At 62.8% G+C, this 25263-nt stretch carries 24 protein-coding genes; 8 read left to right on the top strand and 16 right to left on the bottom strand.

Annotated elements, in window-relative coordinates; translation table 11 throughout:
- Window positions 1-122 precede the first annotated feature (122 nt).
- Complete coding sequence (gene gpmI / locus V1279_RS35790) at window positions 123-1655, top strand: 2,3-bisphosphoglycerate-independent phosphoglycerate mutase (protein ID WP_334445531.1); 1533 nt, start codon at window positions 123-125, stop codon at window positions 1653-1655.
- A gap of 1 nt (window position 1656) precedes the next feature.
- Here gpmI and dapB read toward each other — a convergent pair whose 3' ends face one another.
- The 13 genes from dapB to dnaK form a co-directional block, all read right to left on the bottom strand.
- The gene (dapB, locus tag V1279_RS35785; RefSeq protein WP_334445530.1) at window positions 1657-2472 is read right to left on the bottom strand and encodes a 4-hydroxy-tetrahydrodipicolinate reductase; all 816 of its coding nucleotides are present in this window, start codon (window positions 2470-2472) and stop codon (window positions 1657-1659) included.
- A 173-nt stretch (window positions 2473-2645) separates the two neighbouring features.
- The gene (locus tag V1279_RS35780; protein ID WP_334445528.1) at window positions 2646-3674 is read right to left on the bottom strand and encodes a M23 family metallopeptidase; all 1029 of its coding nucleotides are present in this window, start codon (window positions 3672-3674) and stop codon (window positions 2646-2648) included.
- Window positions 3674-4906, bottom strand: coding sequence for a helix-turn-helix transcriptional regulator (locus V1279_RS35775; RefSeq protein WP_334445526.1), 1233 nt, complete (start codon window positions 4904-4906; stop codon window positions 3674-3676). Before V1279_RS35775 ends, V1279_RS35780 begins: the two co-directional genes overlap by 1 nt.
- A 44-nt stretch (window positions 4907-4950) precedes the next feature.
- The gene (locus V1279_RS35770) at window positions 4951-5892 is read right to left on the bottom strand and encodes an HlyD family type I secretion periplasmic adaptor subunit (protein WP_334445525.1); all 942 of its coding nucleotides are present in this window, start codon (window positions 5890-5892) and stop codon (window positions 4951-4953) included.
- Window positions 5874-6227 carry a biotin/lipoyl-binding protein gene (locus V1279_RS35765; RefSeq protein WP_334445524.1) on the bottom strand — a complete coding sequence of 118 codons (354 nt, stop codon included), beginning with the start codon at window positions 6225-6227 and terminating at the stop codon, window positions 5874-5876. The genes V1279_RS35770 and V1279_RS35765 overlap by 19 nt, the downstream gene beginning before the upstream one ends.
- Window positions 6228-6268: 41 nt before the next feature.
- Window positions 6269-7969 carry a type I secretion system permease/ATPase gene (locus V1279_RS35760; protein WP_334445523.1) on the bottom strand — a complete coding sequence of 567 codons (1701 nt, stop codon included), beginning with the start codon at window positions 7967-7969 and terminating at the stop codon, window positions 6269-6271.
- 158 nt (window positions 7970-8127) lie between these two features.
- Complete coding sequence (locus V1279_RS35755; RefSeq protein ID WP_334445521.1) at window positions 8128-9432, bottom strand: calcium-binding protein; 1305 nt, start codon at window positions 9430-9432, stop codon at window positions 8128-8130.
- Window positions 9433-9831: 399 nt separating this feature from the next.
- Window positions 9832-10134: a DUF1330 domain-containing protein gene (locus tag V1279_RS35750; RefSeq protein ID WP_334445519.1), complete on the bottom strand. Its 303-nt coding sequence runs from the start codon at window positions 10132-10134 to the stop codon at window positions 9832-9834.
- 19 nt (window positions 10135-10153) lie between these two features.
- Window positions 10154-10864, bottom strand: a complete 711-nt coding sequence (gene pyrF / locus V1279_RS35745; RefSeq protein WP_334445518.1) for an orotidine-5'-phosphate decarboxylase — start codon at window positions 10862-10864, stop codon at window positions 10154-10156.
- A 6-nt stretch (window positions 10865-10870) separates the two neighbouring features.
- A complete protein-coding gene (locus V1279_RS35740; RefSeq protein ID WP_334445516.1) occupies window positions 10871-11449 on the bottom strand; it encodes an NADPH-dependent FMN reductase in 579 nt (192 codons plus the stop codon).
- A 135-nt stretch (window positions 11450-11584) separates the two neighbouring features.
- On the bottom strand, window positions 11585-12184 hold the full coding sequence (locus V1279_RS35735; RefSeq protein ID WP_057862206.1) for a class I SAM-dependent methyltransferase: 600 nt from the start codon (window positions 12182-12184) through the stop codon (window positions 11585-11587).
- Window positions 12185-12394: 210 nt separating this feature from the next.
- Entirely contained in the window at window positions 12395-13525 is a 1131-nt protein-coding gene (gene dnaJ, locus V1279_RS35730; RefSeq protein ID WP_334445513.1) for a molecular chaperone DnaJ, read from the bottom strand.
- A gap of 133 nt (window positions 13526-13658) precedes the next feature.
- Window positions 13659-15560 (bottom strand): molecular chaperone DnaK, encoded by a 1902-nt coding sequence (dnaK, locus tag V1279_RS35725; RefSeq protein WP_334445511.1) that lies wholly within the window; start codon window positions 15558-15560, stop codon window positions 13659-13661.
- Window positions 15561-16144: 584 nt separating this feature from the next.
- On the opposite strand from dnaK, the gene V1279_RS35720 reads away from it, so the two are divergent.
- The 4 genes from V1279_RS35720 (at window position 16145) to V1279_RS35705 (ending at window position 19283) form a co-directional block, all read left to right on the top strand.
- Window positions 16145-17095 (top strand): hypothetical protein, encoded by a 951-nt coding sequence (locus V1279_RS35720; protein ID WP_334445509.1) that lies wholly within the window; start codon window positions 16145-16147, stop codon window positions 17093-17095.
- 154 nt (window positions 17096-17249) lie between these two features.
- Window positions 17250-17909: a bifunctional nicotinamidase/pyrazinamidase gene (gene pncA / locus V1279_RS35715; RefSeq protein WP_442894859.1), complete on the top strand. Its 660-nt coding sequence runs from the start codon at window positions 17250-17252 to the stop codon at window positions 17907-17909.
- Window positions 17910-17936: 27 nt separating this feature from the next.
- A complete protein-coding gene (locus V1279_RS35710; RefSeq protein WP_334445505.1) occupies window positions 17937-18788 on the top strand; it encodes a helix-turn-helix domain-containing protein in 852 nt (283 codons plus the stop codon).
- A gap of 114 nt (window positions 18789-18902) precedes the next feature.
- Window positions 18903-19283, top strand: coding sequence for a VOC family protein (locus tag V1279_RS35705; protein ID WP_334446728.1), 381 nt, complete (start codon window positions 18903-18905; stop codon window positions 19281-19283).
- 18 nt (window positions 19284-19301) lie between these two features.
- Here V1279_RS35705 and grpE read toward each other — a convergent pair whose 3' ends face one another.
- Window positions 19302-19907, bottom strand: coding sequence for a nucleotide exchange factor GrpE (grpE, locus tag V1279_RS35700; RefSeq protein ID WP_334445504.1), 606 nt, complete (start codon window positions 19905-19907; stop codon window positions 19302-19304).
- 178 nt (window positions 19908-20085) lie between these two features.
- Window positions 20086-21174 (bottom strand): heat-inducible transcriptional repressor HrcA, encoded by a 1089-nt coding sequence (gene hrcA / locus V1279_RS35695; RefSeq protein ID WP_334445503.1) that lies wholly within the window; start codon window positions 21172-21174, stop codon window positions 20086-20088.
- Window positions 21175-21332: 158 nt separating this feature from the next.
- Here hrcA and rph point away from each other — a divergent pair, with 158 nt between their 5' ends.
- From rph to hemW, 3 genes are read left to right on the top strand one after another with little or no spacing between them, the layout of a single operon-like run.
- Complete coding sequence (gene rph / locus V1279_RS35690) at window positions 21333-22046, top strand: ribonuclease PH (RefSeq protein WP_334445502.1); 714 nt, start codon at window positions 21333-21335, stop codon at window positions 22044-22046.
- A gap of 11 nt (window positions 22047-22057) precedes the next feature.
- Complete coding sequence (gene rdgB, locus V1279_RS35685) at window positions 22058-22687, top strand: RdgB/HAM1 family non-canonical purine NTP pyrophosphatase (RefSeq protein ID WP_334445500.1); 630 nt, start codon at window positions 22058-22060, stop codon at window positions 22685-22687.
- Window positions 22680-23852, top strand: a complete 1173-nt coding sequence (gene hemW / locus V1279_RS35680; RefSeq protein WP_334445498.1) for a radical SAM family heme chaperone HemW — start codon at window positions 22680-22682, stop codon at window positions 23850-23852. The genes rdgB and hemW overlap by 8 nt, the downstream gene beginning before the upstream one ends.
- Before the next feature lie 106 nt (window positions 23853-23958).
- Here the strand turns inward: hemW and V1279_RS35675 are convergent, their stop codons facing one another.
- A complete protein-coding gene (locus V1279_RS35675; RefSeq protein ID WP_334445497.1) occupies window positions 23959-25170 on the bottom strand; it encodes a penicillin-binding protein activator in 1212 nt (403 codons plus the stop codon).
- Window positions 25171-25263 lie beyond the last annotated feature (93 nt).

Here is a 25263-nt window from a genome sequence, read left to right as displayed (position 1 = left end):
CTTTGAATGGCAATTCCGGCAAGCCGGCGCCGTTGTCATATCCCGGAATACCCAAGAGTGACGATTGACGATCGCAAATTGATCGCTCAAAACCACTTGTCTCAACAGCGGAAGGTGAATCTATGCAAGAACGTCGTCCGGTGATGCTGGCTATATTGGATGGCTGGGGCTGGCGCGAAGATCTGGCCGACAATGCTGTTCGTCAGGCTCACACACCGAATTTCGATCGTCTGTGGGCCACAGGTCCGCACGCATTCTTGAAGACGTCGGGACGCGATGTCGGTCTGCCCGATGGTCAGATGGGCAATTCCGAGGTTGGACATTTCAATATCGGCGCAGGCCGCATTGTGATGCAGGACTTGCCGCGGATCAACGATGCGATTGCGTCCGGCAATATCAAATCCACCGAAGCGCTCCGCTCCCTGATCCAAACGCTAAAACAGAGCGGCGGTACTTGCCATCTTGTCGGCCTGGTTTCTCCGGGCGGGGTACATTCGCATGAGGACCACGTCGCGGCGCTGGCCGTCATCCTTACCGACAATGGCGTGCCATCAGTCGTACACGCTCTCACGGATGGACGCGATACGCCGCCGAAATCTGCGGTCGATAGTTTGATGCGGCTGGAAGCCGCGCTTCCGTCGTCGGTTCCGGTTGCCACAGTGATTGGGAGATACTACGCGATGGACCGCGACAAACGCTGGGATCGCGTAGCCAAGGCCTATAATGCAATCGTTGAGGCCGAAGGCCCACGATTCGCCGACGCGCAATCAGCGATCGCTGACGCGTATGCACACGACATCACTGACGAGTTCGTTGAACCATCGGTGATCGGCAGTTACGCCGGCATCAGGGACGGCGACGGCGTGCTGTGCTTCAACTTTCGCGCCGATCGCGTGCGTGAGATTCTTGGCGCGATGCTTGATCCGTCGTTTGCTGCTTTGCCGCGCAGGCGCAACCTCCACTTCGCCGCCGCAGTCGGAATGACGCAATACAGCGACGATCTGGACAAACTGATGCAGACGATATTTCCGGCGCAGACGTTTCCGAACATTTTGGGGGAGATCACTTCTACCGCGAATCGCACACAATTGCGCCTCGCCGAAACGGAGAAATATCCCCACGTCACCTATTTTCTCAACGGTGGACGAGAAGAACCTTTTCCTGGCGAAGACCGCATCATGGTGCCTTCGCCCAAGGTCACAACCTACGACCTGCAACCGGAAATGTCGGCACCAGAGTTGACGGCAAAAACCGTGGAGGCAATCGACTCGGGCAAGTACGACCTGATCGTCCTAAATTATGCCAATCCAGACATGGTGGGCCACTCGGGGAACCTGGCGGCCGCGATCAAAGCGGTCGAAGCGGTGGATGCCGGACTCGGGAGAATCGCAGATGCGATCCAAAGAGCTGGTGGCGCGCTGCTGGTTACTGCCGACCACGGCAACTGCGAAATGATGCGTGACCCCGCGACTGGCGGCCCGCATACTTCACATACAACGGGGCCGGTGCCGCTGTTGCTCCAGGGCGGCGGCGACGTGTCATTGGCGGATGGCCGACTGGCAGATATTGCCCCGACCTTGCTCGACCTGATGCAATTGCCGAAGCCGGCAGACATGACCGGCGTGTCATTGCTGCGCCCGCACAGACGAAACTAGTCTAGAAGTCGGTCAGCCCGAGCACATCGGCCATCGTATAGAAGCCGGGCTTCCTGCCGTGTGCCCATAGCGCGGCCTTGACGGCGCCCTGCGCGAACATCGTCCGGTCCTCGGCGCGATGGGTCAGTTCAATGCGCTCCATGGGTCCGGCGAAGATCACGCTGTGATCGCCGGTGACAGTGCCGCCGCGCAGCGCTGCAAAACCGATGTCACCCGGCCGGCGCGCGCCGGTATGCCCGTCGCGGCCACGGTCCGAATGGGTGTGCAGGTCGACGCCGCGGCCGGCGGCGGCGGCTTCACCGAGCAGGAAGGCGGTGCCCGACGGCGCGTCGATCTTGGCCTTGTGATGCATTTCGACGATTTCGATGTCGAAGCTTTCGTCCAGCGACTGTGCAACGCGCTTGACCAGCGCGGCGAGCAGATTGATGCCGAGGCTCATATTGCCTGATTGCACCACCACTGCACGCGAGGTAACGCTCTTGATCACGGCCATGTCGGACACCGACAGACCGGTGGTTCCGACAATGTGCACGAGGCTACGTTCGGCGGCGATCGCGACGTTAGCGATGGTAGCGGCCGGCACGGTGAAATCCAGAATGCCGTCGGCATTGGCCGATAGTTTCCAGAGGTCGGCGGAGAGCTCAATACCGTTGGCAGGCAGGCCGGCAAGAACGCCGGCATCCTTGCCCAAAAGTTCCGAGCCCGGCGCTTCCAGCGCGCCGGTCAAAGCCGCGCCCGGCGTTTCCGAAATGACGCGCACCAGCGCACGGCCCATCCGGCCGCCGGCCCCCGCAACGATCAATCGCATATCGGCCATGGCTACACCTCTCCACGCCCTATAGCGGTCGCGGGCCGGTCCGGCAACCGATCAGGCGCTCGGGAGCTTCCGGCCGGCCAGGCGAATCCGGCCCCGGATGGAGGGAAGAGGGCAATCAAGGATGGTGACCCTGCCCTGCGTCGGAAATCGGATGCCTCGAAAGACCGGCGCCCCTAGAGGGTGAGTTCCAGCTCCTTCTTCAGAACGACCCGGCCATCGCGCTCTACAACATACGTGGCCTTGTACGTGCCGCGGTCCCAGCCGTTCGCCGGACGCTTTCTGCCGGTGAACAACATGTACTGTGCCTTGTTCGTCTGAAGTTGTGGGGCTCGATTTTCGGCGATAACGTTTCCGAGTGGGTCTTTGATGGCGAACTGTTGTGCGTCGCCTATCTTCAGGCCGATGACACGAACAAAAGCAACAATCGCTGCCGCGCTGGCAGACGGCAATTCCTTGCCCGCGCTTCCGTCCTCGATGAGCTCCATCGTCACCGGACCGTTCGCGAAGCCGGCGTTCAGAACGGTTCGTTCCTGATAAGCAAGTTGCGCGTGATGTGCAGGATGCCACAGCAGTTCGCCGCCCCCGCAGGAGCCGGAAGCGGCACCATATGCGAAGGGATCTACTATCGCTCCCTTATGCCTGACCGTGAAATGCAAATGAGGATATTCGGTCAGCCCCGAGAGACCGACCCGGCCAAGCGCCTGCCCAGCTTTGACTGACTCACCGGGTCTTACCACCAGGCTGCCGCTGGCCATGTGGCAATATTGGGTTTCCCAGTGCTCCGGGTGTTCGATCACAACACCGTTGCCACATTCGACGTCGCGAACTGCTTCGCGCGCAGACTTGCCAACGGCGCCGTCCGGCGCGCCATCTCGTGTGCGAAGAACGCGACCACTTGCGGCAGCGAGAACTTCCACGCCGGCCTTCTGCGACGCCAGCGTCGGCAAGCGGAAGTCCGTCCCGTTATGACCGTCATAGGTCCGGGTGCCGCATTTGTAGTCCTGCGTTGACGCTGACGGGTCGACATCAACGTAATTCTGGATGTAGCAGGTCCGACCAGGCTCGCACGCGATTGGCATGCCCAATTGAATGCTCTGGGCAATCACCTCGGAAGAAAAGCCAAGTGCCGCCGCGAAGGCAAAGGCCCGGGAAAAAGTCACACCGCGCATGAAGTCCCGGGCCATCGCAAGCAGCTTGCGCATCAGGTCGGTGGCCGCTTGCCGGCCGTATCAAGGTCCAGCTCACTGTCGCCGTTCAACCGGCAATCCGATGACACCGGACCGACGGCCTTCTCGCGACCGCCGGCGCCGAACGGGGATTGCGTGAGATGATAGAGCAGAAAGAACTCGGCCTGCCGATTAATGCCCAATTTGAGCATGATGCGCTTGGTGTAGGTTCTTACGGTTGCCTCGGTCAACCGCAGATCGGCGCCGATATCGCGCGGACTTTGGAATTGAAGAATCCGGGCGATGATTCTCTCCTCGGCCCAGTTCAAGCTGAAGGCGGATGCAATACGGTTTGCCCCCAGCACTTCATCGAATTGCGGCACGATGACCAACGCTTTCCCCGCGCCGCCATGCACTGGCACGGCCCCGATCTTGGCAAAGGCAAACTGCTGGCGCTCGGTCGAGAGAGGCACAGTTGTGTTCAGCCAGACCTGACCGGGCCGCGGCATCAACGCCTCCCGGATTGCCTCCCGCAAACCCTCGGTTATCGGTCCACTAGACCCCGCCAGCCTGCCACCATCCACCTTGAGAAGTTCGCTTTTTGCCAGCAGCACTCGTCCGTCGCGATTGACATCGTGAATATGCAGATCTTCGTCCACGATGAGAGCAGGAAAAGCCAGTTTCTCCAGCCAGATTGCTGCGTCTGGATGTTGAACAGGTGACCGCTGCGCAAGGGAATGCGCCGTCTCCCAAACCGTGCGCACCGCGCGCGCGAGACAGGGAATTTCAGCCCGGGCGAGCGCAGCCTGCCGCCATCCCGCCACAAACACCACGGTCGACCTGTCGCGAGAGGCAAACCTGCCTATCACGGAATGACTGTTCGTTCCCGGCTCGGAGCCGATCAATTTCCGCACAAAAGCGGTGCGCGCGTTGACCGGTTCGAGGAGAGCGCAATCTGCTCCAGCGCCCTTGCGGGCAATTCGCGCGACGGTCATGGTGCACGACGGATCGATTGTGGCGTGTCCGATCCGGACCTCTTGAAGCTCCGACCCGCTCGTGCGCGACATGACCGCGACGTAGCAACTACTGCAATCGAAAAGCTCGGCAACAGCCTTGCCAAAATACTCCATCGCACTCTGGTTTGGACCTTGCTCCGTAGGCTGTCCTATCTGCGGCTCGTCGGCGTTCTGAAAAGGTTCGCCGCGCTCAGCGTGATTGACGCGAAATCGACTCTGCCTGAAAGGCAATGCTTTGCTGCTCTCATGCACGGGCGCCTCCCGCAATGGTATCCCGGCGGACCTCTGCCGACAACTTAGTGCTCCCTAAACGCGCGGTTGATGCGAAGTTCCATCGGCTGCAATAAATATTGCGCAAAAGTTCGTTCTCCCGTTTCAACAAATATTTCAACGGGCATTCCGGGCAGCAATGATGAGACATACGAGGAAGTCGGCGAGTCGATATCGAGCTCCACTTCCGCCATGTAAGACGTAACGCCAGTCTTGGCGTCGGTCAGTGCATCTCCCGCCACGGCGATGACTTTTCCATCGAGCATGGGCCGCCGACGAATATTCAGCGCGTGAACACGCACGCGCGCGGTCTGTCCGGCATGAACTTCTTCCCGATCCATTGGTTTCAAAGCTGCCTCGATGACAAGCCGATCTTCCGTCGGAACGATTTCCAGGAGGGTTTCGCGGGGTGCAAGCACGGCGCTGAGATCTCTGCTGTTGAGGCCGACGATCTTTCCACTCTCTGGGGCGCGCAATTCAGACCGGCCAAGCTGATCGCGCAACGCGGCAATTCGATGACGAAGATCGCCAATCTCTTCGCTCGTCGCATGCCGCTGCTTCGCGATTTCCTGATTCTGATTGAAGCCGAGCTGTCGACGCCTGTCCTCCAGCTCCGCCATTTTGCCTCTCATCTCCGCCGCCGATGACGAGTTGCGGGCAATCTGTCCGCTGGCCTCGGCTTCGGCTCGCTTCAAGGCCAACAAGCGTGGCTTTCGGGCGAGGCCCTTTGCCAGGAGGTAGCTCGTATCAGCTATCTCTTCCTGCAATAACTTGAGTTGTTGCTCGACACCTTTGGTGTTGCTTTCGAGGCCTCGGATCGAGTCCGTCAATTGCAGCATCTGCTGATCGATCATCCTGCGCTCATTCCCGATCGCGGCCAGTCGCGCTGCAAACTCGGCTTCCTGAGATTGCATGGCAATCCGCGCGGACGCATGGCTCTCGTTCTTCTTCAGTTCGTCGGGAAACAAAATCGATTCGGCGCGGGTCTGTTCCGCGCCGCCAGCCGCGCCTCCATCGCAAGATCCGCAAAATATTTTGTCACGAGCGAGCCGAGGGTTGCTTCGATCTGCGTGGTGTCCAGCCGCGCGATCAACTGACCGGTCTCGACCTGATCGTTTTCCCTGACGTAAATCGACTTTATTATCCCTCCCTCGAGATGCTGGACTGCCTTGCGCTTCGAATGGACCTTTATGACACCTGGTGCCACAACCGCGCCGCGAAGCGGAACCGTCGTGGCCCACACGCCGAAACCGCAAAATTGCAGAATGAGCAATACACATCCCCATACGATGATCCGCCGCATATCGGATCGCGGTCGTTCCTTGCGGGAATCCGGACCTTGGGTCATCGGCCAGTTCCCCCCACGGTCAATTTCTGAGGTTCCGTAGTATGCCGGACGACATGCGGCTTCGGGACGGATGAAACGGATGAAGTGCCAGACAGGCGAAGAACTTCAGCAGGCGGCCCGAAAGCGAGCTGCGCGCCATCCCTCAAAAAAAGCACTACGTCGGCAATGGTCAATAGTCGGGGCCGATGGGTGACAATCATCAGCGTCGCGCCACGCGCTTTCGCCAGCTCGATGGCGGAGCACAGCGCTTGCTCGCCGTCCGGGTCGAGATTGGCATTCGGCTCATCCAGCAGGATCAATTTGCGGTTGCCAAATAACGCACGGGCAAGACCAATACGCTGGCGCTGTCCACCGGAAAGCCTGTTGCCATCGCGCCCTATTTCGGTCTGGTAGCCGGCTGGCAGAGACAGGATCATCTCATGCGCCTGCGCGAGCTTGGCCGCAGCAACGATGTCCTCGTCCCGCGCATGTTCGTCAAAGCCGGCGATGGCTTCGGCCACGGTGCCGCCCAGAAGCTGCACTTCCTGAGGAAGATAGCCGACAAACTGCCCAAGTTGATCGGGGTCCCAGTCATGCAGCGCTGCGCCGTCCAGCCGGATCGTGCCGGCACTCGGTCGTTCCAGCCCCGCCATCAGGCGCAGCAAGGTCGATTTTCCAGCGCCGGTCGGGCCGATAACGACAATAATCCTGGAGGGCAGGCATCCGAACGTGATGCCTGCGAGGATCGGGCGCTGCGCCGTGGCCATCCGATAAGTCACCCGCATCACTTCAATCCTGCCGGATGGGGACGGCAGCAGCGTACGCCGCTCTCGAACAAGCATCGGAGCTGCGGCCGCCTGAACTTGCTGCCAGGCCTCGTGCGCGGATGCAAGGGCGCGCCACGCCGAGATCAGACCCTCCATCGGCTGCAGTGTGCGGGCGATCAGGATCGAGCTCGCAATCAAACTGCCCGCCAGCACTTCATTCTGAAGCACGAGCCAGGCACCTGCGGCGATCGCGGCAACCTGCAATATCGTTCTTACCATGCGGGCCACCGCGCCGATGACATACACGCGTTCGCTTGCTCGAACCACAGGCGACAAGGCCTGGTCGTTGAGGTCCATGAACTCGCGGATCGCACCTCTGGTCCAGCCCATAGCGCGCACCAGGCTGGAATGTCGGACGATTCCGTCAAGGGTAGCCTGGGTCTTTTGTGCGGCCTGGTACGCCTGCGCGATTTCGGCCCGGGCGATCCAGCGACTCGCGATGCCCATGGTAAGCAGGATTGCCGTTCCGATCAAAGCAATCACGCCGTACCAGGGGTGCAGGAAGAAGAGAATGAGAATAAATCCCGGAAGAAAGGGAGCATCGAGCAACGCTGCAACAGTCGCGCTGGAGAGGAACGTCCTCAACTCGCGCACCTTCGCAAGATCGTGCGTCCTGCCGTCGCCATGATTGGCGGCATCAACGATCGTGCTTTCAAGCACGATGGGAACGAGGTACCGCTCGAATCTGACTGCGAAGCGGCTGAGCAGCCGGCTGCGCAGGGTTTCGAACGCAGCGCTGAAGGCAAGGGCCATTACAGCAATGATGGTGAGGCCGACAAGGGTTTCGACGCTGCCGCTGCTGAGTACCCGATCGAACACTTCAATGGAATAGAAGGGCAAGACCAGAAGCAGCACGTTGATCGACACGCTAAAGGCGACGATCCACACCAACGCGGATCGTCCCGGAAGCAATCCAAGCAGCGACCGTCGACCAGACGCTGTTATTTCACCACGATTACGCGAATACATGAGCGGCCGGCACTATCACTAACTGAGTACAGCAGAAGGCAGGACGGGGCGGCCCGGCAGCCGCCCCGCCGAAGTGGGAGTTAGGCGACTTCGATCGCCGTATAACCTGCGGCAGTGTTGATGTCGTCGATCGACTCGAATTCCGTTCCGACGCCACCGGTAACGCCATCGAGCGTGATGGTGCCGAAGCCGAAGTCGAGCGTCGTGTCGGCGCCGTCGTCGACCACCACGATGGTGGTCGGATCGAACGCCGGATCGGCGTCGACGTTAACTTCATCGCCGTCGGCAAAGCTCAGGTCGGTGACTTCATCGTCGCCGAAGTTGGTAGCAGTGTTGTCGCCGAAATTGTGCATGTCGGTGCCTGCACCGCCTGTCTGCACATCGTCGCCGAGACCGCCGTTAAGTTCGTCGGCACCGTTGCCGCCGTCCAACTCGTCGTCGCCCGCGCCGCCGTTCAGGACGTCGTTGCCTGCGTCGCCTGAGAGTATATCGGCGCCGTCGCCGCCATTGAGCAAATCGACACCGTCACCGCCGGCGAGCGTGTCGTCTCCGGCATCGCCCTCCAGCAGATCGTCGCCGACGCCACCGCTGAGTTCGTCCGCGCCGTCGCCGCCGGACATCGCGTCGTCGCCGTCACCGCCGTCCATGGTGTCATCGCCGGCGTTGCCGAACATGATGTCGTTGCCGGCGCCGCCGTTCAGGATATCGTCACCGGCGCCGCCATTGAGCGTGTCGTCGCCGTCATCGCCGTTCAGCGTATCGTTGCCGACACCGCCGTTCAGGACATCGTCATCCGCGCCGCCATTGAGCGTGTCGTTGTCGAGACCGCCGTTCAGCGTGTCCATTCCTGCACCGCCGTTCAGGGTATCATCGCCAACGTTGCCGTTGAGCGTGTCATCGCCGTCGCCGCCGTCCAATGTGTCGTCGCCGGCATTACCGCTTATCGTGTCGTTTCCGGCCTCACCTGAGAGGATATCGACACCCGCTCCGCCGCTTATCTCGTCATCGCCATCGCCGCCGACGATGGTGTCGTCACCCGCGTCGCCAAAGAGTTCATCATTGTCGGCTCCGCCGTCGATAGTGTCGTTGCCCTGGTCGCCGTGGATCGTGTCGAGGCCGGCGTTTCCAGACAGCAAATCGTCTCCCGCGCCGCCGTTGATCTCGTCATCGCCATCGCCGCCGACGATGGTATCGATGCCGGCATTGCCGTTCAGGATGTCGTCGTCGGCGCCGCCATCGATATTGTCATCACCTGCGCCACCATTGACAAGGTCCATGCCGGCCAAAGCGGTTATGGTGTCATTGCCTTGCAGACCGTTGATCTCATCGTCCATGTCCGTGCCGGGTAATACGTCGTTGCCAGCCGTTCCGTTGATGAGTGCCATGAATCTACCTCCTTACGCATAGCCCTCCGCGAGGCGGGTCGGCTTGCGGCCCGTCATGCACGTCGGATTTGTGTTTGTGTTGGCTCGACTTCCATCACGATCGATGTGGGTTTCCACGATCGATGTGCCGTACGATCGATGTGCCGTACGATGGAGGCAACCTTGGATGAATACGAGGCAGCGTCGCAATCCCCATTTGGGGACAAAAGAAATGCGCGTTAGCGAACACATGGCCCGCAGGCCACGCGCTCACTGCAGGCGTTCACTGCAGGAATGACAGTCAGTTATTCGTTTTTTCAACCGGATCCAATTGGCGAAGCACGATCGGAAACATTCGCACATATTTCTTGATGCTGAGGTTCCGCGAGCCGGCCCGACAGCGCGGCTTCTAGCCTCCGCTTAGGGCTGCGGGCCGTCATAGCCTTCGATGACGATGAGTTCGGCGATCGAATGCGGCTGCCGCACCTTGATATTGGCCTGGTATTCGGGCGACTGATAGCAGGCGAGCGCGGTTTCGTAATCGGGGAACTCGATCACGACGTTGCGCGAGCGGCTTTGGCCCTCGACCGCGGTGAACTTGCCGCCGCGCACGATGAAGCGCCCACCGAATTTCGAGAAGATCGCGGCGTTGGCTGCGATATAGGGTTTGTAGCCGTCCTCGTTATGAACGTCGACGCGTCCGATCCAGTATGCTTTTGGCATTCTTGCTCTCCCTTTTTCTTTAGCCCAACGCCTGCTTGATTTCCGCCTGAATGGCGTCCGCCGCCGCCTTGGGATCGGCGGCTTCCGTCACCGGACGTCCGACCACCAGATAGTCCGCGCCGGCGGCGATCGCGCGCTCCGGCGTCATGATGCGTTTCTGGTCGCCGGTCGCCGCTCCCGCAGGCCGGATGCCGGGTGTCACCAGGTTCATCTGGTGACCGACGATCTTGCGCAGCGCCGCCGCCTCTTCCGGCGAGCTGACGAGCCCGTCGACGCCGAGCACCTGCGCCTGCTGCGCCCGCGCTTCGACGAGATCCGAGACGTTGAGGCGATAGCCCGCGGCATGGAGATCGCCGTCGTCATACGAAGTCAGCACGGTGACGGCGAGAATCTTCAGGCCCGATCCGGCGCGCGCCTCGACCGCGGCCTTCATGGTCTGCGGATAGGCATGCACGGTGAGGAAAGTCGCGCCGAGCTTTGCCACGCTCTCGACGCCGCGCGCCACCGTGTTGCTGATATCGTGCAACTTGAGATCGACGAAAACCTTCTTGCCGGACTTGGCCAATTGCTGCGCCAGCGGCAATCCGCCGGCGTAAGCCAGTTGATAGCCGATCTTGTAGAAGCTCACGCTGTCGCCGAGCCGCGCAACCATCGCTTCCGCCTCGGCCACCCCGGGCAGGTCGAGCGCGACGATCAGGCGGTCCTTCGGCGCGATATCGGCTGGCTGCATGTCACCTCACATCATGCGTTGGGAAACGTCGATCAACTGCCGCACCAGCGCTTTGAGCGCTTCGGCATCAGCGGAGTTCTTCAGCCGGTCCGTCTCGTCATAGGCATCGTCGGCAAACGACAGCGCGAACTGGTTCGGGATTACCTGGGCATGGCAGGCCGAGAGGATCAGCCGCAGCGCGGCAAGCGCGCGGGCGCCGCCGAGCCGCCCGCCGGAAGCCGACGCAATTGCAAACACCCGCTCGCGAAATACTTGCCCGCGGGTCTCGTGCACATCCTGAACCCGGCTCACCCAGTCGATGGTGTTTTTCACCAGCGCCGGCACCGAGGAATTGTACTCCGGCGTCACGATCAGCACGCCATGATGGGCCGTCATCATGCGCTTCAAATTGACCGCGTGCTTCGGCACGCCGGATTTCGCCTGCAGGTCGCCGTCATAGATCGGCAGCGGAAAATCAGCGAGCGAGATCCGGGTGATTTCGGCGCCTTCCTGCGCCAGCGCATGCGCGGCAACGGCGGCCAACTTCGCATTGAGCGAGCCTGATCGTAGCGATCCCGGAATCACGAGGATTTTCAGCGCGGACATATTTGAATTCGTATTCGGAGCAGAACCGCCGCGCGAATACGCGGCGAGCATTTTTCTACAAAAATGCTCTTAACTGATAAGTTGCGCGTATTCCATTCGCAAAAACCGGTATCCACTTTTGCGGAATACGCGATATCAGCCCTTGCGATACACCCAGACCCGGGCGGGCGGAAGGTTCATCCAGATCCGCTCGGAGGCTTCTGTGGACACGCCGGGCAGCGATTTCGGGATCGGCGGCGCGACCGAATAGGTGAATTGCACGAAGGGGGCACCGGGCGCGAGCGCCACGAAGGCGTCGCGGATCAGTTTCAGGCGCGTCAGCATCGGTTTGGTGACCAGCGGCAGGCCGGAAACCACGGCCGAGGCCGGCGCGTCCAGCACGTCCTTGAGCGAGGAGCGTAGCGCGTAGGCGTCGCCCTGCACCACCTTGGCCTGCGGATAGCGGTCGCGCAGCAGTGCGCAGAAGCCCGGATTATACTCGACCAGCACGAGCCGCTTTTGATCGACGCCGTGTTCGATCAGCGCGTTGGTGATCGCACCGGTCCCGGGCCCAAGTTCGACGACCGGCCCTTGCGCTTCGACGTCGACATATTCCGCCATGGTCCGGGCAAGCAATTTGCTCGACGGCATCACCGCGCCCATGTGCAGCGGCTTTTCGATCCATGAACGAAGGAAGCGGACCTCATCATCGAGACGAGGCTTCTTCAACGCACGCACGGACGATTGCAAAGGCATGTCGCTACCAGGCGGGGCCCCGCAAGAAGGCAGGGGATGTCAGAAAACGGTCATAAACACGTATAGATCGACGGGGATGCGGTCAAGCCAAACGGTAACGCGTCAGGCGTGCCAAAGTGCCCGCGGTCCGACGATAAGACCCTGTGCAAGCTGAATGAATCATGACTGCGAGGCGAGAACTGCGCTTCGCCCAGCTCGCGTTCGCGCGGGTCAGGAGCCCGCGCGGGTGCCGAAGAAGTCCTTGACCTTGGTGAAGAAGCCCTGCGCTTCCGGCTGGGTGGCGCCGGAGGACAGTTTTTCGAACTCGGCCAGCAGTTCCTGCTGCTTCTTGGTCAGATTCTGCGGCGTTTCGACCATGACCTGGACATACATGTCGCCGGTCTGGCGCGAGCGGAGCACCGGCATGCCCTTTGATGCAATGCGGAAACGGCGGCCGGACTGCGTACCCGCCGGCACTTTCACCTTGGTCTTGCCCTTGTCGATGGTCGGGACCTCGAATTCGCCGCCGAGCGCGGCTGCGACCATCGAGATCGGAACCCGGCAATGCAGATCGGCGCCGTCGCGCTGGAAGAATTCGTGGGTGGCCAGCGACAGGAAAATATAGAGATCGCCGGGCGGCCCGCCGCGGACGCCGGCCTCGCCTTCGCCGGCTAGACGAATGCGTGTGCCGTCCTCGACGCCCTGGGGGATGTTGACCGACAGCGTGCGGTCGCGCGTCACGCGTCCCGAGCCAGAGCAATTCGGGCAGGCATCCTCGATCATCTGGCCGCGGCCCTGACAGCCCGGGCAGGTCCGCTCCAGCGTGAAGAAGCCCTGGGCCTGGCGGACCCGGCCGGCGCCGCCGCACATCGAGCAGGTCTTCGGCTTGGTGCCGGCCTTGGCGCCGGTGCCCGAGCAGGACTCGCAGGTGACCGAGACCGGAATCTCGATCTGCGCGGTCTTGCCGAGGTAGGCTTCCTCCAGCGTGATTTCCATGTTGTAGCGCAGGTCGGCGCCGCGCTCGCGTCCACCGCTGCGCCGCTGCCCGGCCATCCCGAACAGGTCTTCGAAAATATCGGAGAATGACGAGGCGAAGCCGGCGCCGAAACCGGGGCCGCCGCCGCCCATGCCCTGCTCGAACGCGGCATGGCCATAGCGGTCATAGGCGGCGCGCTTGTCGCCGTCCTTGAGGACTTCGTAGGCTTCGTTGATTTCCTTGAACTTCACTTCGCTGGTGGCGTCGCCCGGATTCTTGTCCGGATGCCATTTCATCGCGAGCTTGCGGAACGCCGCCTTGAGCTTCGACTCGTCCGCGTTCCGATCGACTTCCAGGGTTTCGTAATAGCAGCGCTTGGTGGACATCAGTCAGACCCGCCCGAACTTCACGCCGAAGGCACACTCAAAGATGCCGCCTTCAGCTTAAAGAAAAATGACCCCCACCCATCGAACGCCAGCCGCGCGCTCTTTTGGATGAGGGTCATGATCGAAAGCCCGCTTATGCCGACTTCTTGTTGTTCTTGTCGTCGTCGACCTCGGTGAACTCCGCGTCGACCACGTCATCCTTGGCCGCATCCTTCTTGGCGTCGGCTTCGGCCTGCTGCTTGTACATGGCCTCGCCCAGCTTCATCGAAGTCTGCGCCAGCGTGTTGGTCTTGGCCTTGATCGCCTCGGCGTCGTCGCCCTTCAGCGCTTCCTTCAAATCGCTGACGGCGTCCTCGATGGCGCGGCGCTCGCTTTCCTCGACCTTCGAACCGTGCTCGGCCAGCGCCTTCTCGGTGGAATGCACCAGCGCGTCGGCATGGTTCTTGGCGTCGACCGCCTCGCGGCGCTTCTTGTCCTCGGCCGCATTGGCCTCGGCGTCCTTGACCATCTTCTGGATGTCGGCTTCCGACAGGCCGCCCGATGCCTGGATCCGGATCTGCTGCTCCTTGCCGGTCGCCTTGTCCCTGGCCGAGACGTTGACGATGCCGTTGGCGTCGATGTCGAACGTCACCTCGATCTGCGGCATGCCGCGCGGCGACGGCGGAATGCCCATCAGGTCGAACTGCCCGAGCACCTTGTTGTCGGCCGCCATTTCGCGCTCGCCCTGGAAGACGCGGATGGTGACGGCGTTCTGGTTGTCCTCGGCGGTCGAGAACACCTGGCTCTTCTTGGTCGGGATCGTGGTGTTGCGGTCGATGATGCGGGTGAACACGCCGCCCAGCGTCTCGATGCCGAGTGAAAGCGGGGTGACGTCGAGCAGCAGCACGTCCTTGACGTCGCCCTGCAGCACGCCGGCCTGGATCGCCGCACCGATGGCGACGACTTCGTCCGGGTTGACGCCCTTGTGCGGCTCCTTGCCGAACAACTGCTTCACGACTTCCTGAACCTTCGGCATGCGGGTCATGCCGCCGACCAGCACCACTTCGCCGATTTCTGCGGCGGTGAGGCCCGCATCCTTCAACGCCTTGCGGCAGGGCTCGATGGTCTTCTGGACGAGATCGTCGACCAATGCCTCGAACTTGGCGCGGGTCAGCTTCATCGTCAGATGCTTCGGCCCGGTCTGGTCGGCCGTGATGAAGGGCAGGTTGATTTCGGTCTGCGTCGTCGAGGACAATTCGATCTTGGCCTTTTCGGCGGCCTCCTTCAGGCGCTGCAAGGCAAGCTTGTCGCTACGCAGGTTGATGCCCTGCTCCTTCTGGAACTCATCGGCCAGATAGCTGACGAGCCGCATGTCGAAGTCTTCACCGCCGAGGAAGGTGTCGCCGTTGGTGGACTTCACCTCGAACACGCCGTCGCCGATCTCGAGGATCGAGATATCGAAGGTGCCGCCACCGAGGTCGTAGACCGCGATGGTGCCTACCTTCGTCTTGTCGAGACCATAGGCGAGCGCTGCCGCCGTCGGCTCGTTGATGATGCGCAGCACTTCGAGCCCGGCGATCTTGCCGGCGTCCTTGGTGGCCTGGCGCTGGGCGTCATTGAAATAGGCGGGGACGGTGATGACCGCCTGCTCGACCTTCTGGCCGAGATGGGCTTCCGCGGTCTCTTTCATCTTCTGCAGGATGAAAGCGGAGACCTGCGAAGGCGAGTAGGTCTTGCCGTCGGCTTCGACCCACGCGTCGCCGTTCGATGCCTTGACGATCTTGTAGGGAACGAGCTTCTTGTCCTTCTCGACCATCGGGTCGTCGTAGCGGCGGCCGATCAGGCGCTTTACCGCAAAGAACGTACGCTCGGGATTGGTCACCGCCTGACGCTTGGCGGGCTGGCCGACGAGGCGCTCGCCGTCATCGGTGACGGCAACGATCGAAGGCGTCGTGCGCATGCCTTCGGCGTTCTCGATGACTCTTGCAGTCTTGCCATCCATTACGGCGACGCACGAATTCGTGGTGCCGAGATCGATCCCAATGACCTTTCCCATGGTCCTCATATCCTTCTTGTTGCGGCAGGTTGGCTGGGCCCTGGACGGCGCACCTAACCGAACCCCCAACGATCAAATACTCGCGATATTGCGACGGTGAGCCTCATATAGGAGGGGGGGTCGGGCCCGCAAGGACCGAACGCAAGCTTAGGGCCTGAAAAGGCTGACGTTTGAAAGATTGTGTCAGGGGCGCATCAGTGCCTGGAGTGGCGTTAAGAAATCGGCAAGGCCGCTGATCGAAGGCCGCTCCGCGCGCGCACCGCCAGAGCGCTGCGCAGCAATGCGGCATCCTCTCCATCGAGGCGGCTCGGCCGCCGCGGAAAGGGGAGCGGTATTTGGCCGCTGAGAGCGCCTCAAAAAGAGCCCGGATACCGGGCAAAATCCCGCAAAAAAGTCGACATATCGGAACGTAACGGTGGAACGGACGCCTGCCCTGCCCTGTTGCAGGGACATCAAAACCGCTAAAAGCGGGCCGACTGGAACGACCCCCGTCGTGCCCCGAGGCTCCAAGATTCCACTAGAAGATTGCTAGCTGCATCGTCGGACGACTGAACGGCCCCATATGTAAACCCGGTAGACCCTCCATGAAGCCACTTCGATACTTTGCTGCGGTTGCCCTGATCGTTGCCGCCAATTCTACCGTATTCTCTTCCGCGTTCGCCGCCGACCCGGTCTTCCCGCCGGGCGCCAGGGTCGGCATGACGCCGCTGGTCGGCCTCAACAAGGCCAGAACATTCATAGGGTTCGAGACCGAGGACCGCGGCGTCAAGGTGCTGGTCACCGACCTGCCCGCCGAGGCCTATGGCGAGGTCGCCAATGCCTTCAAGGCCAACCCGGGCGGCACCGGCGGCATCAAGCCGGAGAGCATCGAGACCGCAGCGGGGCTCGCCTACTACACCGTCGAAAATGCCAAGGACGGCGCCGCCAATGTACGCCGCTATTCGATGATCCTGCCCGGCCCCACCTTCTCCGGCTATGTCGCCGTGCAGGTGCCCGAGAACGCTTCCAAGATCTACACCGACGACGCCGTGCGCCAGATGTTTGCCTCCGCCGTGATCCGTACCGAGGTGCCACTCGAGGAGCAACTCGGGTTGATGCCGTTCAAGATGAGCGAGCTCTCGAGCTTCAAGAACATCCGAACGCTGGCGCCGGGCGCGGCCCTCATTCTTTCCGACAGCGACGAAAAGAAAGGTTTTGAAATCGCGCCTTTCATGATCATCGGCCTGATCGGCTCGACGGCAGCCTCGCCCGACGATCGCGGCCGCTTTGCCCAGCAGATCGCGACCACCATTCCCGGTGTGCGCGACGGCAGGATCACGATGTCGGAGCCGGTCCGCATCGACGGTCAGCCCGGCTACGAGACCCGGATCGACGCCACCAGCGGCAAGGACAATACCCCTGTCACCATCGTGCAATGGCTGCGGTTCGGCTCCCAGACCTCGATGCGCATCATCGGCTCTTCGCCGCGAACCGACTGGGCCAAGGCGTTTCCCCGCTTCCGCGCCGTGCGCGACGGAATTGCGCCGCGGACCTGATCGGCAAATTCGCAAAGCCCGCCAAAATTTCGGGCTTTCGTTCGTACACGAATGGAACTAGCTTTTGTCCTCGTCGGGTTCATAACCGGGGAGATGCACCGTGGTTACTCGCAGGCGGGCTCTGAAAGGTCTAGGCGCGACGTCGATAGCGGCCATGGTCCCAGGTGCGCTGCGCGCCGCACCGGTCAAGCCGGACGACGCATCTGCGCTGCTTGTCATCGACGTCCAGAACTGTTTCCTGCCCGGCGGCAGTCTCGCCGTCAAAGACGGCGACCAAGTCGTGCCCGTCATCAACCGCCTCGCCAAGGGCTTTGCCAATGTGGTGATGACGCAGGACTGGCACACCGCGGGCCATGTCTCGTTCGCCTCCACTCATTCCGGCAAGAAGCCGTTCGAAACCGTCGATCTCTCCTACGGCAAGCAGGTGCTGTGGCCCGACCACTGCGTGCAGGGGACCGAGGGCGCGTCGCTATCGAAGGACCTCGCGATCCCGCATGCCGGGCTCGTCATCCGCAAGGGTTTCAACAAGAACGTCGACAGCTATTCGGCCTTCACCGAGGCCGACGGCAAGACCACGACGGGGCTCGCCGCCTACCTGAAGGCGCGCAAGGTGAAGCGGGTGTTCCTCGCCGGCCTCGCCACCGACTTCTGCGTGGCATGGTCAGCGCTCGACGCGCGCAAGGCCGGCTTCGAAACCTATGTGATCGAGGACGCCTGCCGCGGCATCGACACCCAGGGCTCGCTCGCAAAAGCCTGGGCCGACATGACCAAGGCCGGCGTCAAGCGCATCCAGTCGAGCGATATCGCGGCTTAACGCCGTACCCTCTCGCGGAGGTCAGGGATGTCCGATGTGACGGCACCGGTCGCGTTTGAGTTGGCGCGTCGTCCGCCTTCACAGCGCATGGCTGGTCTCATCTCCGGAATGACCGGTTACCGTGAAACGGCGCGTGGCCGGTTTTCCCAGCGCGAGACCGCATCGCTGGTGATACCCCTGATCATCAGCTTCGGCACGCCGTTCCTGATCGCGCTCGGGCGCGAGCCTGATGCCGCCGACCGGCAGCCGAGCTTCGCCGCCGGGCTTTACGCCGGCCCGGTCCTGATCGAGTCCGACGGCGGCGCCGAATGCGTGCAGGTGGATTTCACGCCGCTCGGCGCCTACCGATTCTTTGGCAACGCCGTCGTCGATCTCGCCGCGCGTATGGTCGACATGTCAGACGTGCTGGGCCGTGAAGGCCGGCAACTGCGCGAACGGCTTGGCGCGACGCCCCTTTGGCAAAACCGTTTCGACCTGGTCGAGGATTTTGTTGCTGATCGCGCCAACCACCTGCCGTCCCCGGAGATCGAATTCGCCTATCGACGATTGGCGCGCACGGCGGGCGGCACGCGGATCACCGCGCTCGCGAAAGAGATAGGCTGGAGCCGCAAGCACCTGGTGTACCGTTTTCGATCCGAACTCGGTCTCGCACCGAAGCCGGTTGCCCGCATCATGCGTTTCCATCGAGCCTGTCGGCTCGCACATGCAGGAGAGGCGCACGGCTGGGCCGGGATTGCGGCCGAGAGCGGTTATGCCGATCAGGCGCATCTCGCCCGCGAATTTTCAACCCTTGCCGGCGAAACGCCAACGTCGTGGGCCCAACGGCTGGCCCTGACCGACAGCCGCCTGATGCGCCCGCTGGACGAACTGGCCCGGTAACAAATCTTCAAGCCGGCGCTGCCGCGCTTGGGCATATTGGCGCGGGAGCCATCAGCAAGGAGGTTTTCCGTGACCAACCAAAGCGAAATCGAAGCGCCGCGCATCTATCCGACGATGCGCTGCCGGGATACCGAGGCCATGATCGGCTGGCTGAAGGACGTGGTCGGCTTCACCGAGCGCGTCGTCTACCGCAACGGCGACACGGTGCAGCATGCCGAACTTGCCTACGGCGCCTCGCTTCTGATGCTGGGCCAGTCCCGCGACGACGAATACGGCAAACTCGTCGGCGATATCGGCGGCCGCCGCACCGACGCGCTCTACGTCGCCGTCGACGATCCCGACGCGCTGCATGCCAGGGTCAAGGCATCAGGCGCAAAGATCGAGATGGAACTGCACGACACGGATTATGGCAGCCGCGACTTCGCCTGCCGGGATCCAGAAGGCAATCTCTGGAGTTTTGGCACGTACCGGCCGAAGGCGGACGAGAAGCCGTAGAGCGTTTTCGAGTCCGGCTCAGTTCGTGACGTCGGCGGCCGGCGCGGCCTTGGCGCCGCCCTTGGAGACGGCGACCAGCGCCGGGCGCAGCACGCGCTCGCCGATCATGAAGCCGGCCTGCACGACCTGAACCACCGTCCCGGACGGAACGGATGGGTCGGGCACTTCGTACATCGCCTGCTGGAAGTTGGGATCGAACTTCTCGCCCGATGGATCGAACTTCCTGACGCCGTTCTTCTCCAGCGTGTTGAGCAGCGAGCGCTCGGTCAGTTCCACGCCCTCGATGAAGGCCTTGATGCCAGGGTCGGCGGTCTCCCTGGCCTCGGCCGGAATCGCGTCGAGCGCGCGCTGCAGATTGTCGGCGATATCGAGAATGTCGCGCGCGAAGCCCGTGATGCCGTACATCTTGGAATCGGCAACCTCGCGCCTGGTGCGCTGGCGCAGGTTCTCCATTTCCGCCAGCGTGCGCAGCATCTTGTCGCGCGTCTCGGCCAGTTCCTTGGTCAGTGCCTCATTCGATCCTTCCTCGGGATCGTCGGGCATGATGTAGGGTTTTGAGACCACGGGCTCGCCGGTCTGGGCCGGTTTCACCGCATCATCACTCGGCCGGTTCGGATCGGTCATAAGGCTGCCTTCTCAAAAAACGTATCTGGTTCGATGGGGATTTGCTGAGCGGGATATCGTGCTTTGGGGGTCGAAAATCAAGCTTTCCATAGCGTTTTCGAGCGAAGTGGGCACCGGTTCGCGTGAAGAAAATGCGTCAAACCAAAAAAGTCCGGGATTGAGGTCCTATTCGGGCAGATTAGCCACGCAGCATCCGGCTGACGATCCGGGCGGCGTAATCCACCGTCGGAATCACCCTTGCATAGTTCAGCCGCGTCGGCCCGATCACGCCGAGAACGCCGACGATGCGGCCCGCGGCATCGCCATAGGGGGCGATGATGGTGGAGGAACCGGACAGCGAAAACAGCTTGTTCTCCGATCCGATGAAAATCCTGACACCTTCGGCGCGCTCGGCCCGGCCCAACAGATCGATCACGCCGCGCTTGGTCTCGAGATCGTCGAACAGCGACTTGACGCGTTCGAGATCCTCCAGCGCGTGCAGGTCTTCCAGCAAATTGGCATGGCCGCGCACGATCAATTGCCGGTCGTCGTTGTCGCCGCCGGACCAGCTTGCGATGCCGGCCGCGATCACCTTCTGCGTCAATTGATCGAGTTCGGCGCGGCTCTGCGTCAGCGCGGTTTCGAGCTCAAGGCGCGCTTCCGCAAGCGTCCGCCCGCGAATCCGCGAATTGAGGAAGTTGGTCGCTTCGGTCAGCGCCGACGAGGGCACGCCGGGCGGCAGCGCCAGCACGCGGTTTTCGACCTGGCCGTCTTCGCCGACCAGCACCACCAGCGCGCGCTCCGGCTCCAGCCGCACGAATTCGATGTGCTTCAGCCGCGAATTCGATTTGGCGGTCAGCACCACGGCGGCGGCCCGGGTCAGGCCGGACAGCCGCGTCAGCGCTTCGCCGAGCGCCGCCTCGACTGATTGCGCGCGCCCGACGGATGCGAGCTGGCTCTGGATCGATTCCCGTTCCGGTTCGGTGAGGTCGCCGACCTGCATCAAGGCGTCGACGAAGAAGCGCAGGCCAAGCTCGGTCGGCAACCGCCCTGCCGAGGTATGCGGCGCATAGATCAGGCCGAGCGCTTCGAGGTCCGACATCACGTTGCGGACGGAGGCCGGCGACAGCGGCACCGCGATCAGGCGCGAAATGTTGCGCGAGCCGACGGGGTCGCCGGTGGCGAGATAGCTCTCGACAATTTGACGAAAAATGTCGCGCGAGCGCTCGTTGAGCTGGGCGAGCCCGGCGTGCGGCGCGATCAGGCCAATCGGATCGTGGTGGGCCACGGGCTTAACTCCTTGGACAGCCCCTAATTTGTCGCTCCGGCGGGCCAATGACAAGCGTCCCTTTCCTCCAAACAGGGCCAAAGGCCCTTGCCGCTGCGCACGCCCCCACCTACAAGCACCGCAAACGCATTTTCGCTCGATCTTCGAAAGGATTTCCCATGCGGCCAAGCCGCCGTGCGCCCGATCAGCTGCGCCCCGTGTCGCTGGAACGCGGCGTCGTCAAATACGCCGAAGGTTCTTGCATGGTGAAGTTCGGCGACACCCATGTGCTGGTCACGGCCACGCTGGAAGAACGGCTGCCGCCATGGCTGAAGGGCCAGGGCCGCGGCTGGGTCACCGCCGAATACGGCATGCTGCCGCGCGCCACGCTGGAGCGCACCCGCCGCGAGGCCGCCGCCGGCAAGCAGGGCGGCCGCACGGTCGAGATTCAGCGGCTGATCGGTCGTTCCTTGCGGGCAGCAGTCGACCTCGAAGCGCTCGGCGAGCGCCAGATCACGGTCGACTGCGACGTGATCCAGGCCGATGGCGGCACTCGCACCGCCTCGATCACGGGCGCCTGGGTGGCCCTTGCCGACTGCATCTCGTGGATGAAAAACCGCAACATGCTGAAGGCCAACGTGCTGCGCGACAATGTCGCGGCGATCTCCTGCGGCATCTACAACGGCACGCCGGTGCTCGACCTCGATTATGCCGAGGATTCCGAGGCCGAAACTGACGCCAATTTCGTCATGACCGGCGACGGCCGCATCATCGAGGTGCAGGGCACCGCCGAGAAGACGCCGTTCTCGCAGGACGAGTTCCTGGCGCTGATGGAACTGGCGCGCAAGGGTGTCGCGCGTCTGGTGGACTTGCAGAAGCTGGCCGTCGCGTAGTCTGATCGCACATGCACCGTCGAATCACCGGCGCCCTCGTGATCGCGACCCACAATCCCGGCAAGCTCGCCGAGATGCGGGAATTGCTGGCGCCGCATGGCGTCGAGGCCGTTTCCGCGGGCGACCTGGGCCTCGGCGAGCCCGAGGAAGGCGGCGAGACGTTTCGCGCCAATGCCGCAATCAAGGCAATCGCGGCGGCGAAAGCCGCGCAACTGCCGGCCTTTGCCGACGATTCCGGCCTCGTGGTCGATGCGCTGGACGGCGCCCCCGGCATCTACTCGGCGCGTTGGGCCGGCGAGGGCAAGGATTTCATGGCGGCAATGACGCGAATCGAGCGCCTGCTGCAGGAACGTGGCGCCACCACGCCCGACAAGCGAAAGGCGCATTTCGTGTCCGCGCTGTGCGTTGCCTGGCCGGACGGCCATATCGAGGAGGTCGAGGCCCGCACCGATGGAACTCTGGTCTGGCCGCCGCGCGGCACCGCCGGATTCGGCTATGATCCGGCGTTCCTGCCCGACGGGCACACGCGGACGTTTGGCGAGATGACCTCGATCGAGAAACACGGCCTGCCGCCGCTCGGCCTCGGCCTGTCGCACCGGGCGCGTGCCTTCGTCAAACTGGCGGAGATCTGCCTTGGCTAGCGCCGAACGCCACTACCCGAAGCGAACCGCCTTCGGTGTCTACGTGCACTGGCCGTTCTGCCTGTCGAAATGCCCGTATTGCGACTTCAACAGCCACGTCCGCCACGCGCCGATCGACGAAGAAAGATTTGCCCGTGCGTTTGCGCGCGAGATCGAAACCACAGCGGCGCGCGCGCCGGGACGCACCGTCACGTCGATCTTTCTCGGCGGCGGCACGCCGTCGCTGATGCAGCCGCAAACCGTAGGCTCAATCCTCGATGCAATCGGCAAGCACTGGCGCGTCGCGCCCAACGTGGAAGTGACGCTTGAAGCCAATCCCACCAGTGTCGAGGCAACGCGGTTTCGCGGCTATCGCACCGCCGGCGTCAACCGCGTCTCGCTCGGCGTACAGGCGCTGGATGATGCCTCGCTGAAAGCATTGGGCCGGCTGCACAGCGCACGCGAAGCTCTGGACGCGGTCGCGATCGCGCGCACCGCGTTCGACCGTTACTCGTTCGACCTGATCTACGCCCGCCCCGACCAGACGCCGCAGATGTGGGCCGACGAATTGAAGCTCGCGATTTCGGAAGCGGCCGAACATCTCTCGCTGTACCAGCTCACGATCGAGGAAGGCACGCCGTTCTACGGCCTGCACGCGGCAGGCAAACTGAAGACACCGGACGAGGCGGTTGCCCGCGCGCTCTACGATGTGACGCAGGAAGTCTGCGCGCATCATGGCTTGCCGGCCTACGAGATTTCCAACCACGCGCGCGCAGGCGCCGAATGCCAGCACAATCTGGTCTACTGGCGCGGCGACGAATATGCCGGCATCGGTCCGGGCGCGCATGGCCGCCTCGACATCGATGGCACGAGGCACGCGATCGCGACCGAAAAACGTCCCGAGGCCTGGCTGATGCGCGTCGAGGCCAACGGCCATGGCGTCGTGACCGACGATTTTCTCAACAGCGAAGAGCGTGCCGACGAATTCCTGCTGATGGGATTGCGGCTTGCCGAGGGCATCGACCCCAAACGCTACGCGGCCCTGTCCGGCCGCATGCTCGATCCGAGCCGGATCGCCGTGCTCCGGGAGGAAGGCGCCATCATTGTCGACGCCGACGGCAGGCTGCGCGTAACGAAAGACGGTTTCCCCGTGCTCGATGCCGTGGTCGCGGATCTGGCAGCGTAGACGCAGGCCTTGTAGCCCGGATGGAGCGCAGCGAAATCCGGGGGCCACTCGCAAGTGGATGCGCCTATCCCGGATTACGCTGCGCTCCATCCGGGCTACGAAAAGATCACGCCCCAAAGCTCTTCGGAGATCCCGCAACCGGCGTGCTGCCGCCGCTGGCGACCTTCATCACCGCAAGCCCGCGCTCGTTGCTGCCATCGGAGCGGAAGCGGAACAGGCCGTCGATGCCGGCAAAGCCCGACGGGTTGGTCAGCGTTTCAGGCGCAAAACGTTGGCTGCCCTGCTTCGATAGCGCGGCGACGAGCGCGACCGCGTCATAGGCGAGCGTTGCGGTGCGCACGGGGTCGGCGCCGTATTTGGCGCGGTAGCGGCCGGAGAAGGCACGGAAGCCCGAGGGATCCGGCGCGGCATAGAGCCCGCCCTGCAGCGGAGCGCTCGCATAGACGCGCGGATTGTCCCAAAGCCCGGTGCCGAGCAACTGGATGTTGCGCAGATTCGCGCCCGCAGCCGTCAAGGCATCCGCCGTCGCCACGACCGATTCGCCGTCGTCGGCGATGAACAGCGCATCCGCCGAGCCCAGCGACTGCGCTACCGTCCGCGCCGCACCGGAACGATCGACGCTATATTTCTCGAAAGCGACGATGCGCCCCTTGCGGCCGACCGCCTGCTTGAAGGCTGCTTCCACCACATTGCCATAGGCATTGTCCGGCAACAGCGCCGCGAAAGATTTCTTTCCGATGCTGGCGGAATAATCAACGATCCGGTTGACGTCGGATTCGGGCAGGAAGCTCAGGAGATAAACACCGCGTCCGGCCACGCTGGAATCGGTCGAGAATGCGATCACCGAAATGCCCCGCGCGCGCGTCAGTTGTGCGGTCGCCGGCACCGAGGCCGCAAACAGCGGGCCCAAAATGATTTCCGCGCCCTCGCCGAGCGCCTGCTGGGTGACCTGCTGGGCGCCTTGCGGGCTGCCGCCGTCGTCCTTGATCAGAAGCTGGATATTCGGATCCTGGAATTCCGCCAGCGCCATCTCGGCCGCGTTCTTCATCGATTGCGCGGCGATGCCGGCATTGCCGGCGGCCGAGAGCGGCAGGATCAGGCCGACCTTGACCTGCCCGGTGCCGACCGCAAGCGGCTGTTGCTGCGGGCCCGCGGGTCCCTCGGGCTGGGGAGAAGCGAACGGGTTCGAAATCGGACCGCCGCCGGCGCAGGCGCCGAGCAGGGGCGCGCCGAGAATAAGGCCGACTGCCGTCCGCCGGGTCGGTCCTGACGGCCGAAGATCCGGAGATCCAGGCTTGCGATTGAGGGGGCCTACCATCTTGTCTCTATCTCTTGACCGACCGCCGTCGGCCAGGATTCCGGCTTTCTGGGCCGAGGCACCTGAACCGCTACTGAACCCGAACGCGGGATT

The organism is Bradyrhizobium sp. AZCC 1610 (genome assembly GCF_036924515.1).
In the GTDB taxonomy this organism is placed as follows: domain Bacteria; phylum Pseudomonadota; class Alphaproteobacteria; order Rhizobiales; family Xanthobacteraceae; genus Bradyrhizobium.
This window is presented reverse-complemented; position numbering and strand designations above follow the sequence as displayed.

What these genes read in the sequence shown, in the direction of transcription:
- gpmI (WP_334445531.1), top strand. Translation starts at nt 123, where the DNA reads ATGCAAGAACGTCGTCCGGTGATGCTGGCTATATTGGATGGCTGGGGC.
- dapB (WP_334445530.1), bottom strand. Translation starts at nt 2,472, where the DNA reads ATGGCCGATATGCGATTGATCGTTGCGGGGGCCGGCGGCCGGATGGGC.
- V1279_RS35780 (WP_334445528.1), bottom strand. Translation starts at nt 3,674, where the DNA reads ATGCGCAAGCTGCTTGCGATGGCCCGGGACTTCATGCGCGGTGTGACT.
- V1279_RS35765 (WP_334445524.1), bottom strand. Translation starts at nt 6,227, where the DNA reads ATGCGGCGGATCATCGTATGGGGATGTGTATTGCTCATTCTGCAATTT.
- V1279_RS35755 (WP_334445521.1), bottom strand. Translation starts at nt 9,432, where the DNA reads ATGGCACTCATCAACGGAACGGCTGGCAACGACGTATTACCCGGCACG.
- V1279_RS35750 (WP_334445519.1), bottom strand. Translation starts at nt 10,134, where the DNA reads ATGCCAAAAGCATACTGGATCGGACGCGTCGACGTTCATAACGAGGAC.
- pyrF (WP_334445518.1), bottom strand. Translation starts at nt 10,864, where the DNA reads ATGCAGCCAGCCGATATCGCGCCGAAGGACCGCCTGATCGTCGCGCTC.
- V1279_RS35740 (WP_334445516.1), bottom strand. Translation starts at nt 11,449, where the DNA reads ATGTCCGCGCTGAAAATCCTCGTGATTCCGGGATCGCTACGATCAGGC.
- V1279_RS35735 (WP_057862206.1), bottom strand. Translation starts at nt 12,184, where the DNA reads ATGCCTTTGCAATCGTCCGTGCGTGCGTTGAAGAAGCCTCGTCTCGAT.
- dnaJ (WP_334445513.1), bottom strand. Translation starts at nt 13,525, where the DNA reads ATGTCCACCAAGCGCTGCTATTACGAAACCCTGGAAGTCGATCGGAAC.
- dnaK (WP_334445511.1), bottom strand. Translation starts at nt 15,560, where the DNA reads ATGGGAAAGGTCATTGGGATCGATCTCGGCACCACGAATTCGTGCGTC.
- V1279_RS35720 (WP_334445509.1), top strand. Translation starts at nt 16,145, where the DNA reads ATGAAGCCACTTCGATACTTTGCTGCGGTTGCCCTGATCGTTGCCGCC.
- pncA (WP_442894859.1), top strand. Translation starts at nt 17,250, where the DNA reads ATGGTCCCAGGTGCGCTGCGCGCCGCACCGGTCAAGCCGGACGACGCA.
- V1279_RS35710 (WP_334445505.1), top strand. Translation starts at nt 17,937, where the DNA reads ATGTCCGATGTGACGGCACCGGTCGCGTTTGAGTTGGCGCGTCGTCCG.
- V1279_RS35705 (WP_334446728.1), top strand. Translation starts at nt 18,903, where the DNA reads ATGCGCTGCCGGGATACCGAGGCCATGATCGGCTGGCTGAAGGACGTG.
- grpE (WP_334445504.1), bottom strand. Translation starts at nt 19,907, where the DNA reads ATGACCGATCCGAACCGGCCGAGTGATGATGCGGTGAAACCGGCCCAG.
- rph (WP_334445502.1), top strand. Translation starts at nt 21,333, where the DNA reads ATGCGGCCAAGCCGCCGTGCGCCCGATCAGCTGCGCCCCGTGTCGCTG.
- rdgB (WP_334445500.1), top strand. Translation starts at nt 22,058, where the DNA reads ATGCACCGTCGAATCACCGGCGCCCTCGTGATCGCGACCCACAATCCC.
- V1279_RS35675 (WP_334445497.1), bottom strand. Translation starts at nt 25,170, where the DNA reads ATGGTAGGCCCCCTCAATCGCAAGCCTGGATCTCCGGATCTTCGGCCG.